The sequence below is a fragment of the Virgibacillus phasianinus genome (assembly GCF_002216775.1).
Lineage (GTDB): Bacteria > Bacillota > Bacilli > Bacillales > Amphibacillaceae > Virgibacillus_F > Virgibacillus_F phasianinus.
In genome coordinates this window covers 1,837,555-1,857,760 of record NZ_CP022315.1, presented here as the reverse complement: position 1 = coordinate 1,857,760, position 20,206 = coordinate 1,837,555, and the positions used below count along the sequence as shown (strand labels likewise).

General features: G+C 36.9%; 14 protein-coding genes. 4 read left to right on the top strand and 10 right to left on the bottom strand.

Features of this window, described 5'->3' with window-relative positions:
- Nucleotides 1–91 precede the first annotated feature (91 nt).
- The 3 genes from CFK37_RS09140 (at nt 92) to CFK37_RS09130 (ending at nt 1,992) form a co-directional block, all read left to right on the top strand.
- Nucleotides 92–787, top strand: a complete 696-nt coding sequence (locus CFK37_RS09140) for a FadR/GntR family transcriptional regulator (RefSeq protein WP_089061570.1) — start codon at nt 92–94, stop codon at nt 785–787.
- Nucleotides 788–984: 197 nt separating this feature from the next.
- Nucleotides 985–1,383 (top strand): DUF4183 domain-containing protein, encoded by a 399-nt coding sequence (locus tag CFK37_RS20405; protein ID WP_089061569.1) that lies wholly within the window; start codon nt 985–987, stop codon nt 1,381–1,383.
- 225 nt (nt 1,384–1,608) lie between these two features.
- Nucleotides 1,609–1,992: a DUF4183 domain-containing protein gene (locus CFK37_RS09130; protein ID WP_089063595.1), complete on the top strand. Its 384-nt coding sequence runs from the start codon at nt 1,609–1,611 to the stop codon at nt 1,990–1,992.
- Between the two features lie 114 nt (nt 1,993–2,106).
- On the opposite strand, the gene CFK37_RS09125 is transcribed toward CFK37_RS09130, so the two are convergent.
- Together CFK37_RS09125 and CFK37_RS09120 are read right to left on the bottom strand one after the other, a co-directional pair.
- Nucleotides 2,107–2,505 carry a hypothetical protein gene (locus CFK37_RS09125; protein WP_089061568.1) on the bottom strand — a complete coding sequence of 133 codons (399 nt, stop codon included), beginning with the start codon at nt 2,503–2,505 and terminating at the stop codon, nt 2,107–2,109.
- A gap of 372 nt (nt 2,506–2,877) precedes the next feature.
- On the bottom strand, nt 2,878–3,063 hold the full coding sequence (locus tag CFK37_RS09120; protein WP_089061567.1) for a PspC domain-containing protein: 186 nt from the start codon (nt 3,061–3,063) through the stop codon (nt 2,878–2,880).
- 620 nt (nt 3,064–3,683) lie between these two features.
- Between CFK37_RS09120 and CFK37_RS09115 the strand changes: the two genes are divergently transcribed.
- Complete coding sequence (locus tag CFK37_RS09115; protein WP_089061566.1) at nt 3,684–3,890, top strand: hypothetical protein; 207 nt, start codon at nt 3,684–3,686, stop codon at nt 3,888–3,890.
- A 327-nt stretch (nt 3,891–4,217) separates the two neighbouring features.
- Here CFK37_RS09115 and CFK37_RS09110 read toward each other — a convergent pair whose 3' ends face one another.
- From CFK37_RS09110 to CFK37_RS09075, 8 genes are all read right to left on the bottom strand, one after another.
- Nucleotides 4,218–7,445, bottom strand: a complete 3,228-nt coding sequence (locus tag CFK37_RS09110) for a family 43 glycosylhydrolase (RefSeq protein WP_089061565.1) — start codon at nt 7,443–7,445, stop codon at nt 4,218–4,220.
- Nucleotides 7,446–7,522: 77 nt separating this feature from the next.
- Nucleotides 7,523–11,170 carry an FIMAH domain-containing protein gene (locus CFK37_RS09105; RefSeq protein ID WP_216639620.1) on the bottom strand — a complete coding sequence of 1,216 codons (3,648 nt, stop codon included), beginning with the start codon at nt 11,168–11,170 and terminating at the stop codon, nt 7,523–7,525.
- 405 nt (nt 11,171–11,575) lie between these two features.
- Entirely contained in the window at nt 11,576–12,622 is a 1,047-nt protein-coding gene (gene yjfF / locus CFK37_RS09100; RefSeq protein ID WP_089061563.1) for a galactofuranose ABC transporter, permease protein YjfF, read from the bottom strand.
- Nucleotides 12,619–13,623 (bottom strand): ABC transporter permease, encoded by a 1,005-nt coding sequence (locus CFK37_RS09095; RefSeq protein ID WP_245837344.1) that lies wholly within the window; start codon nt 13,621–13,623, stop codon nt 12,619–12,621. The genes yjfF and CFK37_RS09095 overlap by 4 nt, the downstream gene beginning before the upstream one ends.
- Nucleotides 13,604–15,133 (bottom strand): sugar ABC transporter ATP-binding protein, encoded by a 1,530-nt coding sequence (locus CFK37_RS09090; RefSeq protein WP_089061561.1) that lies wholly within the window; start codon nt 15,131–15,133, stop codon nt 13,604–13,606. The genes CFK37_RS09095 and CFK37_RS09090 overlap by 20 nt, the downstream gene beginning before the upstream one ends.
- Nucleotides 15,134–15,385: 252 nt before the next feature.
- Nucleotides 15,386–17,269, bottom strand: a complete 1,884-nt coding sequence (locus CFK37_RS09085; RefSeq protein ID WP_089061560.1) for a substrate-binding domain-containing protein — start codon at nt 17,267–17,269, stop codon at nt 15,386–15,388.
- Nucleotides 17,262–18,461, bottom strand: coding sequence for a response regulator transcription factor (locus CFK37_RS09080; protein ID WP_089061559.1), 1,200 nt, complete (start codon nt 18,459–18,461; stop codon nt 17,262–17,264). The genes CFK37_RS09085 and CFK37_RS09080 overlap by 8 nt, the downstream gene beginning before the upstream one ends.
- Nucleotides 18,462–18,491: 30 nt before the next feature.
- Nucleotides 18,492–20,135: a sensor histidine kinase gene (locus CFK37_RS09075; RefSeq protein ID WP_216639619.1), complete on the bottom strand. Its 1,644-nt coding sequence runs from the start codon at nt 20,133–20,135 to the stop codon at nt 18,492–18,494.
- Nucleotides 20,136–20,206: the final 71 nt, after the last annotated feature.

The window sequence follows — 20,206 nt, the reverse complement described above, 5'->3', positions numbered from 1 at the left end:
GTAAATATAAATTGACTGAAAAATTTTATTTATCAAATATTGAAGTGCGCAATTGTAGGCGCAGCCATTGTGAAATAAGGAGATGATCATAATGACTTTTTCCATTGATAAAATCAGCTTAAATCGCACCATATCCTCAGAAATTGTATTAATTATTAAAGATAATCTTCTCAGCGGAGAATTAAAACCAGGTGACAAACTGCCCACTGAAAAGGAATTAATGGAGAAATTAGGGGTAAGCAGAACCCCTGTCAGAGAAGCAATTAAGATTTTAGAAGCTATTGGGGTAATCCAAATTAAACGTGGCGAAGGAATGTTTATTACAAATAACCCCTCTCACTTTTCATTAAATCCGCTAATATTCAGTTTGATTATGCATAGTAACAGCATGGAGCAGCTTATCGAGTTTCGCCAGCACTTTGAGGTTCTATTAATAAACATGATCATCACAGATGGAAACAAGGATATCAGTAAAATTGAAGAAGTCTATCAGTCGCAAAAGGAAAGAATGAATTCTAGCTTAAGTCCTGAGGAACTCGCCGAGATAGATTTAGAATTTCATCATGCAGTTCTGGAAGCAACAAATAACCCATTTGTCATCGAAATCGGTAAAACTATTTATGAAATTATCAAGCCGAATATGATCCATTTCAAACACACAAGCAACATCAAGCGGACGTTACAAACACATAACTTCTACTTGGAATTACTGCGTGGTAACACCGACTTTAACTCCAGTACGCTGGTTCAGCAGATGATTAAAAACAATGAGGAGATGGTAGAATAATTGATTTTAAAATAGAGTCTGGACAAACGGATAAAATCGGTTTTTTATAGCAAACAATCCTGGTTTTTACTATGTAAAACAAATACTCCGTCATCAGACTGCACTTTCCTCTACAATCTTGGCATCCGCACAAGCATTGCCTTTGTTGCTTAAATATGATAATTAAAACAACACGTTGAGGAAAGGAGACACTCAAATTGAAAAAGAAATATTGTCATCCCAGATATACCAAAAAAAGTTCATTTGACGAAGACCTTCGTTGCAAAGGGACATGCGAGCATTGCTGTAAGGAGTGCAGGGGAAGTCCCAAAAACAGCCCTGTAAATACAAATACATTCAATCCGTCATTTAACCCTTCCATCACAATCAATGTATCCACGGGATCCACTCCAAATCCCAGTATTGGCTTGGAGACTGTCCAATATATTGCGCTTGCTAAAGAGGATAAAAAGATTTATACGAATCAGGACGCTTTAAAACAATACGGAAGTGGCGACATACTAAATCCTAACAACGTTTCCTATACAAATTTGTTTGTAAATGGCGTTTTACAGCCCCCATCCATTTACGATCTGGAGGAAGCGCCCTTCACTTAAAATCAAGCGACCCTCCCCCAACCGATGCTCCCATTATTCTTTTATTTGTAATTGTTAAAGGATGACCCCACTTATTCCATGCAGTTCTCTTCCCTATTTATTATATGATTAATGGATATGGGTGGATTTTGATAAAACACAGCTACTGTCCAAACATCCTTGTTTTCATTTTCATAAGTTAATAGTGGTAATAGTTAAATCACAATTAGCGAGGTGAAAATAGATATAGCTCTTCAATTAATGAAGTTGCAAATTGGGGGGACAGTCACGACCAATGTCGAACCTAATGCAGCCAGTTTTTTCAATGTCACAACCACCGATACCGCTCCCGGGAGCACATTAACCATTGATGCAGCTGACTTTTTCCAAGATGATGGTTCAGCAGTAACTGAGCTTCCACAATTAGCAACGGATAACAGTTATTTTACTGTGTATGTTAATGGTGTGGCCCAAATGGAAGGTTTGTCAACGTACACACCCGGAGCTACTGGCGTTGGTTCATTAGCAATCGATGTTCCGGCCGGAGGCGATCCGATCATCGCTGATAGTCCTGTGGTCTTGCAAGTTGTCAATTTCACACCAACATCTACCACCGATTTTACAACGTGAATCACATCATCCTATGATATAACGAAAAACCGATTATCCTTTACATTAGGGGAATCGGTTTTTAGCGCTTCAAGCTGGGGTTGGCCAAACAACTCAAACCCTTTGGCGTTTTTTTTAACCATTAAAACTACCTAGAATCATAAAATCTACAACAATTCCACTTACTGGGTTTTCTGAACCTAATACCTTAATTCCCAACAATGTTACACCACTAATATTGGTAACATTGGCAGACACATATTTTGCAGTAACATTCTTCTCTCGCATTTGTACTCTTGGTCTTGCGTTTATAGTAGAACTTGTAGAATATACACTTGATGTCGCATGGTCAATAGTTTGCAATAACGAATTACCATTAGCCAATCCATTGTCTGTAAAATAAAGTTTAGCTATGCCATTTGCGTCTGATGTAGCCTGTCCATAAACAATTCGCTTTATTTTTTTGGGATTTGGATCTCCAGCTTTATATACCTGAAGAGCTGTTGGAGCCTGTGAAAAAAGTTCAATGCTCATGGCTATTCCCCCTGTAATACTTTGATATTTATGATAGAAAATCTTGGCTTATCGCCAAGAATGAATGGCGAAAGCCTAAGATATTTATTTTTATACTAATGTGCAAAAAACAACCTTGACTAAATTCATTAATGTTCAGTATACCTTCATATTTATGTACCGTTTACTACTTTCATGTATCTTGATGAGTCATTAGCAGAGGAAATCGCTTGTTTCCTATTCAACTGTATTTACTGTCTACAAAGAAAATAAGTTTAGCCTAGGGAGCAATATTTTTTATACTAACAATGGGATATTTTTAAAATAAAGAAGGATAAAAAAGCCTAATTAGGCTTTGGTCTTCAACAATCGCGCCACTGAAAAAAGTACTACTTACAGTGACGGCGGACTATCGAGGATTGTGTTTGCTAGAATTATATATATGAGCAGATTGGCAGGAGTTAAAACAATGAAGATAATCCTTACCCCAAGGGAAGATATACCAAAATATTCGGCAATGCCTCCACAAACTCCAGATATAGATTTGTCTTTTGCAGATTTTCTTAATTTATTTTGCATTTGGATTCCTCCCCGTATTTTTGTCCAAAACACAAATAAGGTAACTCATACAATCTGGCTTGATTGATAAAGATTGACCAACTGAAAATTGGTCAAAATAGTACAACAAGTATAACATTTATAATTCTATATACGTATGACTTTTTAACAGAAGATGTGAGGTGGTAATCACCTGTCTGCCGATACATTTCCTTGGCCGTAATCAAATTACCGGATAGAAGTTTCTAGGGTTTCTTTTGAGCTAAGTATGGTAATGAATCAGCGTGATCATTACGAAAAAACATTCTTAAAAAAATCCTTTCACATTACAAAGATAAATAGTACAATAGTATTAGTGCAAGTGGTAAATATGAACTACATCACAATTGTGATTGAGCAGAATCAGTGGTTGTTTGAAAAACCGTCAACCAGTTTTATAGAGATAAATATTTAGATAAATGTATTGGCGACTACTTCGCGAAATACATAATCAAACTATTCTTTTCAAATGAAGAGGAACTGATTACTTATCATGAAGGTAGTACTGGGAATTTTTCCTTGAAGCATAATAAAGAAGGGACTCGTCGTGTACTTAGTAACAACGTAACACAAAAATAACGAAACCAATGGGGGAAAACGAATTGAATAATAATGACTTCTACCGTTTAAAATGTCCTGTATGTGAAAGGTTTTACAAAAATAAAGACAAAGTGTTTTTAGATGAATTTAATACTGTTGTTCATCAAAGTTGTTATGGACGATATACTAGTGCCCAAGCTATTCTTGACCAAGGAACTTACCGAAGTACAATCGAAAAATATGATTTTTTCCATGAATTGATAAATTAGATTGTTCCATTCTAACTAATGCAAACACTAATATGGACGGCCCCTGCCCCACTCGAATACAATTACATGGATTGGAATGTGGAGGATCCCGTTTGACTAAGCAAAAAAATAACTGAGCGCAATGAATCACCTGCGCTCAGTTATTTTAGTTATAGGAAACTTTTTTAATACCCCTAGTTAAACTATCGAAACACCCTCGTTTATAGAGACAATGCTAAAATTGCTTCCCCTTTTCCTGCTCTATTTAATCTTCTTCATCAAGAATAGAAAACGTTTCTTCCGCAGTTCTAAATTAACGGAATCCCAAAACCCGTACTTTCCGTATGCCTATTCCCAAGACTTAATTAAAGCATCAGCATCCTTATTAAGAATTTCCTTCGCCTTGTCGGTAATAAATTTATTCATCGCATCATTGTTCAAGTGTTTCAAGAAATCGTTCATTTTCTTAATAGCTTGATTTATGTGGCCCTTTACCAATTGGTGTTCAGCTTGATTTAGCCTATTGCTTAGTTTTTTAGCCAGAGGATGACCTATTTCCCCGGCATCCACATATTGATCAATGAGCTGTTGTATGGATTTGATATTGGTTGTTACGGTTATTTTCAGCTTGTTCGATTGAACAGAATAACCATTTAGCGTTACATCCGCATATACTTCAGCTGTTCCAGTATTATGTGCGATTATTTTTCCATTTTCAACAGTTATAACATTCTCATTGCTGCTAACATAATTAACGGTTGCTTTCGTTAAATCAACTGTCGCATTCTTATTGTTTTTTCCATTTAATTCTAGGTCTATTGTCTGGTTTCTAACTAATGTTGATTCATCGACAGTAACAGTTACGGAATCCAACCCGATTATTTTCACTTCAAAGGTGTCCGTAATGTCAGGATTACTGACAGATGCTGCTTTGACGACCACAGTTCCCTTTCCTTTTGCAGTCACTAGCCCCGTTTCCGATATGCTTGCGTACTTACCACCTTCTTCAATTGTCCATGTTACTGACTTTTCAGTTGCATTTTCCGGCAGAACATTTGCTGATAATTGAAGTGTTCCACCTTTAGTTCTAATCTCCGAATCTCCATGTTCACCCATGATTTCGAGAGAACTAACATTAACGGGATTTAGAACTGTCAGTTCACAGGATACTTCATGACCATCAATGGTTGCTTTGATCGTAGTAGTTCCTGCTGCTTTACCGGTTACCATGCCTGCTGAATTTACAACTGCTACATCTGGATTGTCGGAAGTCCAAATAATTTTATTTGTATAATTTGCCGGCTCTACTGTTGCATTTAGTTGCAATGTTTTACCTACATTTACCTGTGCATGTGAATCCATAGCCAAATCCGTTGCAGGTACTGTTGGAGCAATTTGATTTGGTACATCTGCTTTGTACATAGTTAAGTAGTCTAAATTTACATTACCTATACTGTCATTATCGATACGATAACTGATTACATTTTTACCCTCTTTTAAGGCCAAACGTTCAGATGCGGTAAACCATTCCTCCCAGCTGATTGCTGTTTTATCTGGTGTTATTGTTTTCACATGTGCACCATTTACATATACATTGACTTTTGCTCTTGCAGGTAATTGTGTCGTGGGATTACTTGTCGACTCTCCATCCACTTGTACACCATAGGCATATCTCACACCTACAATATAATCACCTTTTTCTTCCGCATTTACTACAAAACTTGCTTCCGCGCCAGATTTGTTAGGCAGGTTAATATAACCAGTTCCTTGATAATTTGCATGGCTGTCGTCTTTTGTAATATCGCCATAATGAATTGCATCTTCTGCTTGATACATATCGCCTTGTCCCAAATCGCCAGAAGGCAAGTCTTGCCATTCATATGGAGAAACGGGCTCGCCAAAATCAGGAGTTCCATCTTCATTCCAACCGAATTCCTTAATGTTTACTTGACGCCACCAGTTTCGTTCCGTATCTTTATACACACGTGAATGGTACATCATCCAATCTTCTGTACCATCTGCCGATTTCACAAAACTTGCCCTGGCAGGTCCTGATACATCATCAGTAGAAAGGAAAACATCATTTGTACGGGTCCAAGAATCCTTGTTCAAAATGTCCCCATCTTTATTCATTAAATAAGATAAACGATAATCATTTGATTGATAATCACCTTCGGAAACTACGATAAATACTTTTCCATCTCTTTGTAATATACGAGGACCTTCCCCACCACCACCTATGATAGAGCGGTCTGCTGTAATCGTATAAGGATTATCCATTGGAGCAATTGCCGGGCCAATTGGTTCTCCGGATCCCAAAGTACCCCAAATAGCATATAATTGTCCATTATAGTCTAGTACCGTAAAGTCGTTTGCTTGTTTATACTGACCATCTTCACCAGTATATAAGGCACCTTTATTCACATATTCCCCTTGTGGGTCATCAGTGACAGACTCCAATACAGTTGCCATATGTCTGTAATCATAATCTTCCAAGTCGGCACAGTAATAAATATACCATTTGCCATCAAAGAAGAAGATTTCTGGAGCAAAAATACGGGTCTGTGTTCCCTGTGAATCAAATACCATTACCTTTTCACCTTGGTCTGTCAAGGTACGGGATTTGGACACATAAATTTTATTGTTAGAGTCTAAGTTACTAGAGGATACAAAGTAATAAAACCCGTCTTTATAGGTTACAAATGGGTCCTGTCCTTGATATAAAGGGTTGTTAAATTTGTCGTGTACAGACGAACTTGTGACTCCCATTTCTTTCATAAAATCGGAACGAGCGATAGATGCGTTTTCAGTAGCATCTATTAATAGGTCTGCCTTTTCCCTATCACTAATCGCTTTGTCATCAATTGTATCAAGCAATTCCTGCGTGGTTAGTTTCACTGTATTTAAGTTATTTAATGCACCTTCATTTACTTTATCGGCAAAGTTTTCCATCAGGTAATCTATCTTTCCGATTTCTCCACTTAATTCATCCTTTTGAGTTGAAATAATATGATCTAACGGTAAATATAGTGCAGATTCTGGAACAATTTCTCTTTCCTGGCTTGCACTTTCCCAGCCCATACGAAGCCAAGAACCACCCCATCCTTGCAAATATTCAACCTTGATATCATAATGTTTTCCAGCTTCTAAGGATATCGGAGCACTACTTTGTTCGATTTCCCACTTTTGCTCCCAAAAGTCAATGACTAACTCTCCATTAATCCATAGCCTGAACCCATCATCACCTTCCATATAGAAGGTATAATCCTCCGTATATTCTGGTACGATGGTCCCTGTAAAACGCGCAGTATTATAATCAGGTTTTCCTATTAATTCATTAAAAATGCCTATAAAAGAGTCACCATTTAAATTTTCTACAGTACTTTCTCCACGAAAATCGTCAAAATTAAATACATTAATATCTTCTCGGTTATCAGGGTTTCTTTCACAATTAAAGAATTCACCCAACAATCCATGGCCCTCTATCGTTGTATCAGCAGCATGAACATCTGGAGTTGCACTAAACATGCCCGTTAAGAGGATGATTGCTGTAAGTATTCCAAATACTCTTTTCACTATTGTTCCTCCTTCACTAACCCATTAAAATATTTCCCCTCATCTTTTTAAGATGAGGGGCTTTTCATTTTATAAATCTATTTCCATGAATCTATTAATTTATTGGCCACCTTATTAAGGTTCTCCTTCGCGTTATCTGTTATAAATTTATCCATCGCTTTATTGTTCAAATGCTTCAGGAAGCCATTCATCTTCTTAATAGCTTGATTTATGTGGCCCTTATCTAATTGGTGCTCAGCCTGATCTAGTTTATTACTTAGTTTTTTAGCCAATGGCTGCTCAATTTCGCCTCCATTTTCATACTCATTAATAAGAGTCTGTATCGATTCAATGCTTACGTCCTCTGGTGATTTGATAGTAAAGTAGTCAAAGTCAGCATAGATGTCATCAGCAAAAGTAGAGGTTGCATAGAATCCTATCTTAATATCGTCAAGTGAAGCCGTAATCGAATCTGCTGCCTGTACCCATTCGCTTCCATCCCAATAATACGTAGTAAATAGATTACCTTCTTTCTTAATCTTTAAATACATCGTATCGTTACCTGGATGGGAGACCATGTTTTCCGCTTTGGAATATTGCCCGCCCTCTTCTTTTGCAGTTTCTAAGCTATATCCTGTATTTGCAATTGTATCCCAGACGTGGCCAAACCTCACATAATTATCTTCGTCTTCCCAAACAAACAGACCTGCTTGTTGATGATTTTGATTGATTGGAGCAGTTACCTTTGTTGTTATTTCAAAATCTTCGGAAGGAGCTCCCCTTAAGAAAACATTCTTTAATTGATTCTGCTCCTGATAGGAATCTCCTTGTGATGTATGAAGCCGCAATTTACCGGCAACATCAGTCAGACTCCATTTTTTCTCTTCCGTTTCATTGTAAATCATCCATTCCTCAGCTAAAGTGCCATTGTTAAAATGATCTACTTCAGCCCCTTCAGGAATCGGTGGATTGATTTGGTCCTTGAATAAAGATACTGCGTCTTTCAGCGCATGAATAGCATTTTTTATTTCACTTTGTGTTGCATCGTCTTTGTTCGCTACATCTTGTGCTTTTGTTATCGCAGCTGCTAATGCATCAATGGAATCCTGTGGATATTGACCCGGTTCTTCACCTGCTTCTGCATTATCCAGTAACGATTGGGTTTGATTAATTAGTTCAAGAAGGTCGCTAACATTTACTTGACCAATTAGTTCTTTATGGGCTTTTCTCAGCTTGTCAAAGTCAACCTTCTCCACTTTACGATCGTAGCTTAGCAAACCATTAATTTCTATCTCAACATCAGTAATTTGCGTGTAAACTGCTGCACTTAGGCCAGAATTTTCTTTGTATTGTTTTATCTGTTCAATCAACCCGAGATAACGATTGGTTAACTGTTCCTTACTATCCTGCATTTCATAATTAAATACATTTGAATTCCATTCGTGTCCAGGAACATGCAAACCAAGTCCACCGTATTCACCTAGAACAGCAATCCTATCATCTGTCGGTGTAGGTGAACATGGTCCTACATAACAATGAAAATCTATCATGTCCCCGACTCCCTTATCTGTCCAACCACTGGCATTATTAACAAGACGTGTAGGATCAGTATCTTCTACCCATTCCGTAATTCTTTCTGTATCGTACTGTCCCCATCCTTCGTTAAAAACAGTCCATACGATTAGAGATGGCGAGTTGTAGTGCTCTTTGATTATTTCATCAAATTCATGCTCAAATTGTTCAGCATCTTCATCGGAAGGGTTATTGTCAAACATGCTAGGCATATCCTGCCATACGAGCATACCCAACTTGTCCGCCCAATAGTGAAAACGCTGTGGTTCCACTTTTGCATGCTTTCGAATCATGTTAAACCCTAGTTCCTTAGCAGCCTCAATATCAAATTTTAAGGCTTCATCTGTAGGTGCAGTATAGAGTCCTGCAGGCCAGTATCCCTGATCAAGCGGCCCCATTTGAAAAACAAATTCGCCGTTCAATAATGGACGAAGTGTACCGTCCACTTTACCAAGCGAAATTTCCCTCATTCCAAAATAACTTGAAACTTCGTCAATCGTATTCTGACCATCTTTTAATTTAACTTTAAGATCATATAAGAATGGATCGGTAGTGGACCATAACCTAGGATCTGGAACCGGTATTTGAATTTCCTCACCTACAGCACCAGTAGCTCTACCAACCTCTTCTCCATCTTTATAGGCAATCGTTTCGATAGTTTCACCGTTAAGTTCCGAACCTTCAACAACTAATTCCAAATATTCTTCATTAATCTCCGGTGTCATTTTAAGGTTTTCGATATGCGCATTTGATACTGGCTCAAGCCAAACAGTTTGCCAGATTCCTGTTACCGAAGTATAAAAGATACCTCCTGGATTCAGCCGTTGTTTTCCCAGAGCTCTGCTTGTTGATGTAGAATCGTAAACCTCAACAATTAATTCATTATTTCCTTCTTTAAGGAAATCGGTTATGTTAAAATCAAAAGAATCATAACCACCTTTATGGGAACCAACTTCTTCTCCATTTACATAGACTACAGTCTTCCAATCAACTGCACCGAAATGTAATAGGATATCGTCACCGGTCCACCCCTCTGGTATAGTAAAGTTACGCTTATACCACACATGATCTTCGTGGCGTTCAACTCCTGATAACCTGGACTCAACTGCAAACGGGACTAGAATCTTTTCATCTAAAGTCTTCCCAGCAGGTAAATCATCACCTTCAGAAGCCTCTTGGAACTCCCATTCGCCGTTTAAATTCATCCAATCCTCACGCACCATTTGCGGACGCGGATATTCAGGGAGAACATTATCAGCCGTAACCTCATCTGCCCATTTTGATGAAATAATAAAGGTAGAGTTATTTTTTACCATGGTGCTAAATGAAGGAAGCACATCCCCATCCTTTTTTGTTAGTTGACCCTCGCCATCGTAAGTCACCAATAAGTTTTCATCATCCTTGCTGGTAATTGGATAGTCCAATTCGAGTATAAGTGTGGAAGGATCATCTTCTTTTAGCGAAATAGATGTAGGCTTGCTATTTCCAATTGTCGTAAAGTGATCATTTGCATTTTCCGGGACTTCATTTAATTCGCTTTGAAAATTCATCTCAATTGTTTTTCCGCTTTCGGAAACGCTTGAGCTGATAGGTCCTTCATTAGTAAAACCTTCAGGGAGATACAATCTATTGTTAGGCACAATTTCTTTCTCCTGACTGGCACTGGACCAATTTAATTTCAAATGCGCGCCCCCATGGTCCTCAAAGTATTCAATTTTTATGTCATACGTTTTTCCCGCTTCTAAAGAAATAGGTTCACTGACCTGCTCAATGTCCCAATCATTTACCCAGTGATCAATAACTAGTTGATTATCTATCCATAGTCTAAAGCCGTTGTCGCCAATCATTGAAAATGTATAGTCTTCTGTGTATTCAGGTTTAATTTGACCGGTCCATCTTACTGTAACGTCATCCTCCTGTCCTGTTAACGTTTTTAACGTTGGATTTAAGTTTCCAAAATTAATATTCGGAGAAACAATGGTTGCCTTTTTCTCTGAAAAGTCAAAGGCTCCGGGTTCCGAGCTAATATAAAAGTCTCCCTTTAATCCATTCTGTTGAGAACTATCCTCTTTCGCCTGCACATGTGCTAATCCTAGCGAATATATTGCAATTGAAAAAAACAGAGTAAGAACAATTGCAAAGACGAATCTGCCAGCTTTTAATCCTGTAACCAAATAAATACCCTCCCTGTTTTGATTAATGAACATGCACCCAAAATTCTTCCTCTAATCTATTTCCATCCCCTTATAAAACACCCCCTTTAAATTGGTGGGCACTGAAAAAGGTATACTTAATACACAAATATGTGGATCTATCATCGCATCTTGAATATACTGCGCTTTCCGCGGGCGAGTGGTGAGCCTCCTCGGACTGCCGTCCTCCGGGGTCTCGCCGATCTCTCACTTCCCGCAGGAGTCTCCGTATATTCAAGATGCTATGCGAAGGTGAAAAGCTATATTTTTTAATATCCACCACTTTTTCAGTACCCTTTTTAAATTGCGACTTCCCACCTGTATCGGAATGCATATAGATGGTTTCACGTTAAAGTCCCAAAGCTGGAGCACCAGGCGGGATAAGGTCTATTTATATTCACCGGAAGCAACCTTGGGTTCAACCTCCAAAGTATCTGCCTGTTTTTCCAACTGAATAGCATCCCTTTTTCCTCTTCTCATGACAACAAGTCGTTGCAATACGATGAACAAGAGCAAAAGAACTCCGATTGCAATTTTAGTCCACCAAGAGCTTAGAGTGCCCTGAAACATAATAATGGTCTGGATAATTCCCATACTCAATACACCTAGGGTTGGTCCGATTAGATAGCCAAATCCCCCAGTTAAGAGAATGCCACCAATAACACAGGCCGCAATAGCATCCATTTCCATCCCCATTAAATGCAGCCCATAACCCGAAAGCATATATAATGTAAATACTATTCCGCCTAATGCTGAACAAAAGCTCGAAAAGATATAGACCCAAATTGTCGTCTTTTTAACTGGTAATCCCATTAATTTTGCCGATCCGACATTTCCGCCGATAGCATATACATTTCTTCCAAACTTCGTGAATTTCGCCATGTAGAGGGAAACAGCAACAACAATTATTGCAATTATTACCCCTATTGAAATGTAGCTGTCCCCAAACAAATACAATTTGAACTGGGAAAGACTGCTATAAGTTTCATTTGTAATTACAATACTGTCTGTACTAATAAGAAAACTTGCGCCTCTTGCTAAGAACATCCCTGCTAGTGTTACAATCCACGGATGTAGATCAAACTGGCTAATTAAATAGCCCTGGAATGCACCAAATGCAATTCCGATAAGTAAAGATATCAAAATAACTAGATAAGCATTTAAACCCAGTTGTAATAGTGATGCTGAAACCATACTGATAAACGCAACAAATGCTCCAACTGATAAATCAATACCTCCAGTAATAATGACAAATGCCATACCGGTTGCTACAATAATTAAATATGCATTATCGATAAATAAATTAAGGAACACCTGTGTACTTGCAAATCCTGTGAAGGAAATAGATCCATATCCATACATCAGTATAATTAGCATCATCGTTGCTAAAATGAAAATATGGTTCTCTTTCATGTTAAATTTGAAGTATTTCATTGTAATGGCACCTTCTTTTTTCCAAACTGCAAAAACGCCAACCTAAATTTCTCTGACTGGAAAAGGCATACGATAATAACCGCTATAGCTTTAACTACCATTATTATCTGTGGATTAATTCCAACAGAATAGATAGTCGTCGTTAAGGATTGAATAAACAATGCTCCTACAACGGTTCCACTAAGAAAATACCTTCCCCCACGCATGGATGTCCCACCAATTACAACCGCCAAAATGGCATCCAATTCAATCCATAAACCGGCATTATTGGCATCCGCACTACTCACATTTGCACTGACAATAATTCCTGCGATTGCAGCACACACACCGCAGATTGCATATCCGATTAAGATAATTCTTTTAGGCTGAATTCCTGCAAATTTACTTGCAGTCATGTTGTTTCCGATGGATTCAATAAATAGCCCCAATGCTGTTCTTTTCTTCATATATAGCAAAATGAGAAAAACAGCTAAACCTATAAATATCGGGAAAGGAAGACCTAATAGAAATCCGGAACCAATATAGTCGTAGATTTTATTGTCAATTGTTAGGATTTGTCCACCAGTAATTAATTGAGCAATTCCCCTGCCAACAATCAATAAAATAAGAGTTGCAACCATAGGCTGTATATCAAATACTGATACCAACATGCCGTTCCATAGCCCACAGACAATACCAATACCTATTGCGGCAATCAAGGCCACCCAAACAGAAGAGCTTTCCATGATAGAAGCAGCCAATGCCCCTGAAATAGCTAATACAGATCCAACCGATATGTCAATTCCTTCTTTTGCAATAACAATGGTCATGCCAATAGAAATAATCAACAATGGAACAACGCGATTTAAAATATCAATTAGACTTCCAAATAGGTGACCATCCTTGATTTCTATTGAAAAAAAACCAGGAATTAGCAGAAGGTTAAGGATTAGAAGTACAGCAAGGGCAAGGATTGGCCAAAATATTTTGGTTCGAGTGAATTTATACAGGATTTGTTTCAATAAGACCATCCCCTTTTGCGATCATATCCATAATGTTAGATACACTGATTTCATGCTTTTCCAAATGCCCAATCTTTTTGCGATCACGCAGTACAACTACTTCGTCACAGCAAGCTACCAATTCATCTAATTCCGCAGAAATAAATAAAATGGTTATTCCTTCATTTGCCAAATCCAAAATTAGCCTTCTAATTTCACCCTTTGAACCAACATCAATTCCCCTTGTTGGTTCATCTAATATTAATAGTTTAGGGTTAGTGGCTAACCACCTTGCTAGAATTACCTTCTGCTGATTTCCGCCACTCAAATTATCTATTCTTTGTTCCATACTTGGTGTTTTGATTCTGAGCAAATCAATATATTTTTGAGATATTTCTTTTTGTTCTTTCATCGGGATGTATTTAAATAACCCTTTCTTTGTTTGCAGACCTAATACAATGTTTTCCCTAATGGTCAAATCGTTCACAATGCCTTCTACTTTTCGATCTTCCGGACAGAAGCTTAAGCCTTTTTCTATTGCAGTTCTTGGATTCATAGCCCTAATTCTTTCATTATCAATTACAAGAACACCTTGATCGTTATTTTCTATACCAAAAATCAACTTGGCAACCTCTGTCCTTCCAGAGCCCAATAGTCCCGCTAGACCTAATACTTCTCCTTTACGTAAACTTAAATCAATTGGACTTATTGTCCCTCTTCTGCCAAAGCCAGTAGCGTCTAGAAATAATTCATCACTGAGACCTTTTGAATTTTTCTTGGGCTGACTAGTATTTTCTCCCAATTCTTTTCCGATCATTTTCGATACTAAATCTGGTTTTGATAGCTTTTTTGTTTCATATTCACCGATTAGGTGACCATTTCTTAAGACAGTAATACGGTCAGTTATTTCATAAACTTGGTCCAAAAAATGACTAACAAAAATAATGGCCATCCCTTCATTTTTTAAGTTCCGCATTACTTCAAATAATTTCTGAACTTCATTTTTATCTAAACTGGATGTTGGTTCATCGAGGATTAAGACCCCACTAGAGATATCAACTGCCCTTGCTATAGCAACCATTTGCTGGATAGCCGTAGAATAGGATGACAATAACTTACTTACATCAATAGAAATATTTAATCGTTCGGAGAGAATCTTCCCAGCACGTTTATTTATTTCTTTCCAGTCAATTCTTCCGTTTTTTTTGGGTTCCCTTCCGATAAATATATTTTCTGCAACAGTAAGGTTTCCACATAAATTTATTTCTTGATAAACAGTACTTATCCCTAACTTTTGTGCCTCCTGTGGTGATTTTGGTTCAATTTTCTTGCCTTTTAAATAAAAGGTACCGGCGTTCTTTTCATGAACACCTGTTAACACCTTGATTAATGTAGATTTGCCAGCACCATTCTCTCCCATTAAAGAGTGAATTTCCCCCCCTTTCAAATTAAAACTTACATCTGACAATGCCTTAACACCAGGGAATGATTTTGAAATGCCTTCAGCTTTCAACATCAAATTCGAACTCATTTGTACACCCTCTTTATCTATGATTAATCCTATTTACCTCAAGTGAAATTAAGGTTTACCTAGAGTATAAGGAACGAATTACAAAATGTATTTAAAAAATGTTGTCTTTTCTTACAATTTTCAGTCAATGATTACCAAGAAAAGCGTAAGCGCCCAGAAGCTAGACATATTTTATACCGAAAGATTTATTCATTATAAAGGTGCAAAAAGAAAAACCCTTGGTGTTTAGTAACACTTAGGGTTTCTCTAATTTTAATAACTTCTTCTTTTTATTTCCTTATTTGCTTCCTCTTGTGTAAATGTTTCTTCTGAGGTAATCACTTTCATTGGGATATTTTTTCCTTGCTTTAGATCCATGGCCGCCTTCATTAATTGTGGACCTAACAATGGATTACATTCCACAGAAAAATTTAGTTTCTCGGAACTTAATGCATACAAGGCCTTTTTTGTTGCATCAATTGAAATAACTTTAATGTCATTCCCTGGCTTTAAACCAAATTCCTCAATTGCTTCAATTGCACCTATCGCCATATCATCATTATGCGCATAAACGGCATCCACGTCTTTACCATAACGTAATAATGCATTTTTCATCATTTCTTTTCCCTTTTTAAACGTAAAATCTCCTGATAGGGATTCCAATACTTGGAGGTTCGGATTATCGCGTAAGATTTCATTAAATCCTTCTTTTCTGCCTAACGCAGGTGCAGAACCTTTTGTACCTTCTAATTCAATTATATTAATCTTTTCTTTTGATGTACGCATATTATTTACTAACCATCTGGCTGCCCTTCTCCCTTCCTCCACAAAATCAGATCCAATGAAGGAAGTCCACAAAGATGGGTCTTCTACTTCTATTTCCCGGTCGGATAGAATTACAGGTATTCCAGCATCCTTTGCTTCTTGCAGTACTTCTTCCCAACCATATTCCACTATCGGGGAAAATGCTATTACATCAACTCCCTTATCAATAAAACCTTTGATAATTGCAATCTGCTTTTCTTGATTATTCTCTGCATTTTCAAATATCAGATCTATCCCTTCTTTTTCAGCCGCAGCAATAATGGACTTTGTATTAGCAGAGCGAAACTCACTTTCATTACCAACCTGCGCAAAACCTAGGGTTAGATTTACCTTTTGATCTGAATCCGACTTCGTTAATGCGCTTTCACCCTTAAGGTAATGACTTACATTTTTCTTTGTTACCTCGTAATTTCTCAGAATAACTTTTTTTGGTATTTCAACCTCTTGGCTCAATATGTCAAGGGCATATCTTATAGATTCCTTTCCTCCAGTAGGTGTTATAAATGTTGTATTGATTTTTTTCTCCTTCACCAATTGTAAACCACCATTTGATTTATTTACGCCATCACTGCCAATTATTATTACATCTGAAAGATTCATAGAATTAATTGCTCTATATGCCCCTAAAGCCATGGCATCGTTATGTGCATATATCAAATCAGGTTTATTACGAGTTTTTAATAACTTCTTTAGCCCATCTTCAGCCTTATCCCTTTGCCAGTTAGCGACAATTGCATCGGAAATTACATTATTCGATTCTTTAAATATTGTATTTCTGAATCCATTACTTCTTTCCCTTGCTTGAGCAGTACTAGGCAATCCTTGTATTTCAATAATATTTTTACGATGCTTATAACCTAGTAAATCGATTGCGGATTCCGCTGCCATCTCTCCAATCAGGTAGTTATCAGAACCTATATAAAGTGTATAATTATACCCTTCCACTCCTCTTCCTAAAACTATAACAGGAATATCTTGGTAGACATCGGAGATAACCGGACTTAATGCCGAAGAATCATCAATTGATACAATTAATAGATCAATCCCATATGACCTTAGGGTTTGAATGTTTTCAATCTGTTTCTTGGTGCTTTGGGCGGCATCAGTATAGATAACCCTAATATTGTTATGCTTTTCAACTTCCGTTTTTATCTCTTCATTCATCAAAACTTGCCACGGTTCCCTTAAATTCGGCTGTGATACCCCAATGACATAATCTATTTCTGATTCTGTATGTGCAAAGCTATCCTTTACTAGGTAGTTAAACACAAAAAAAACGGCTAAACCTATGCATCCCGTAACTATAGCCCCGTAAATAGCCTTTTTAGTCATTACTCATTGCACCTTCCCTGTAAAGTGTTGGTGAAATACCTACCATTTTCTTAAACGCATTGGAAAAGTAATGCTGTGTACTATATCCAACCATCTCTGCTACTTCATAGATTTTCAAATAAGGATCCTGCATTAACATAAGCGCCTTCCTTATTCTCACTTTTGTAAGATATTGCACAAAGGAAACACCCAATTCATTCTTAATTTGTTTACTTAAATAAGTAGAATTGATCTGGACATTGCGAGCAACTTCCTGTAATGAAATAGTATGTTTAAAATAATGCTGATCAATATAATTTTTCGCTAGTACAACCATTGGAGATAAATTTCTTTCAGGATTCACCTCCTCTGCTAAAAATTTATATTGCTTTGGTAAACGTAGATAGTCATCTATTATCTTCTCAGCACAAACAATAACTTTTCCCAGAAACCTTTCAGCCTGTTCTTTTATTTCTCTATTAATATGAATAAGCTGGTCTATTCCAATCTCTGGTATTAGAACCGTAATATTACCCAAATGATCTTCGAATAGTTCAGCAGATGGGTAAGCGCTCACAATATCTCCAATAATATTTTTCAATGAAAATATTATTAAGGTATCGCTCCAGTATGTTTCATTTCCACTGACATCTATTTCTGGTAACACTTTAAATATACTTATACCAATATTGCCCTCTAAATTAATATTTAGCAACCGACATTGTTTTTTGACTTCATTATCTGAACTTAAGCCTAAACACCAATTTTGAAGGAATTTTTCTTTAAGTAACTGCTGATTGCCCTCTAACAGAATATCCCTATCTCCACTTATCCCGATTTTTTCTAATTGTTCCGTTGCCTTTTTAACAGTATTCTCCAGATCTCCTTTTCTAACAGGTTTTAATAAATAGTCGAACGCACCAACCTTTAATGCCTTTTGTGCATAATTAAATTCATCATAGCCTGTTATTACAATAAAAATTGAGTTCGGAAGATGTTTACGCAATTGTTCCATCAATTCAACGCCATTGAGAAACGGCATATTGATATCGATAAATAATATATCCGGCTTTTTCTCCTTTGCCATTTCCAGGGCTATTTCTCCATCCTCTGCTTCATCGATTGTATGAATTGCGTATTCTTCCCAGTTAACAGCATGTCTTAACCCTTTTCTGATTGTAGTTTCATCTTCGGCAATTAATAATTTCCACATAATTAACCCCCCACGGTCATTGAAAATGCTTTATTTTTTCTTGATAGGAAGTTTTGCAATAACGGTTGTACCTTCATTATATTCACTAAAAACTTCTAATCCATATTCAGACCCGTATGTAAGTTTTATTCGTTCACTTACGTTATACAAACCGAAACCTTTTTTTTGTTCATCAGTTTTGTTTTTCAATGTATCGTTAAGGCGGTCAAGTACATCTTTTTGAATCCCAATCCCAGTATCATTCACCTCTAATATCAGCATATCGGCCTTTTGAGTCACTAAAATAGTAATCTTCCCTTTGCCCCTTTTGTTTCGAATTCCATGGTATATGGCATTTTCAACTAAAGGCTGCAGTATAAGCTTTAATACTTTGTATTCTTTTACTGTTTTATCAGCGTTTATTTCATATTCTAGTTTAGATTCATAACGGGTCATTTGTATGATAAGGTAACTTTCAACATGTTCAACTTCATCCTCTACGGAAATAATTTCATTTCCTTTATTTAGCCCAATTCGAAATAAAGTTGTAAGTGCATTTACCAATTCCACAATTTTGTTTGCCTTGTATTCATAAGCCATCCATTGTATGGTGTCTAGCGTATTATACAAAAAATGAGGATTTATTTGAGCTTGTAATATTTTAAGTTCCGCTTCCCTTTTTCTTTTTTGTTCCATATAAACTAATTGAATAAGCCTTTCAATTTCCTGAATCATCCTGTTGTAGTTATTACCTAATTGTCCAATCTCGTCGTTATACTTTGAATTAAAACGCATATCGAATCGTCCATCTTCAACATTTCTCATGAGTGTTTTCAGCTTATTCACGGGTTTCGTTATAGTACTTGCGAAGAACACCGAAACAATTGATCCAATTATCAGCGTAATAACTGCAATACCAAATGTGAACCACATAACATCAGAAACAACCTCTGTCGTTTCATCTATTGAAAATACCCCTACTATCTTCCAGCCGATATCCGGTATCGTATTATAAATAAATTGGTATCTGCTTCCTTCAATCTCTTTTTCAATGGGAGGCGACTCCTTAGCCGCTAGCCAATCCGGGTGAATTCTATAGACAATTGGATTTACTGGTGAATATACAACATTTCCATCCTCATCCATGATAAATATAAATCCGCTTTTCCCAATCTTTACAGACTCAATAACCTCTTTTATAGAGTCCAATTTTAAATCAATTAATAGTACACCTTGGACCTCTTTGGTTGTTGGATTTACTACTGCTTTTACGAGTGTTAGCACATTGTTTCTTTGATAATTAGAGGTATTTTTGATGTTTCTACCAATAGAGTTGCTTATTAACTGAATTGTTTCCGGTGATTGGACGGCTTTTTTATACCATGACTCCTTTGTAAGCGGGTCTCTGGAAATACGATCGATCTCTCTACTAGTAAAATCGCCATACTTGTTAACTAATAGTATGCCGGCAACTTCCGGATGTCTGTCTGTATAAATTTCCATTTCTTCATTTACAGCTGTTTTCAACTTTTTGGAAGGATTTTTCTTCATAAATTGCTTAACTGCCTCTTCCTTTGACAAATAATACATAATATTGTCGTTCATTTGTATTAGCATCTCTATATTATTCCATACCTGATCAATCATTTGATCGGTATTTCTATTGGTTTCTTCCTCGAGCGTACTTTTGAACATATTCCCCCCAAAAATACCCAATGTCATTACAGATAAAATAATAATAATAATAAAATAGGATAACAGTTTAA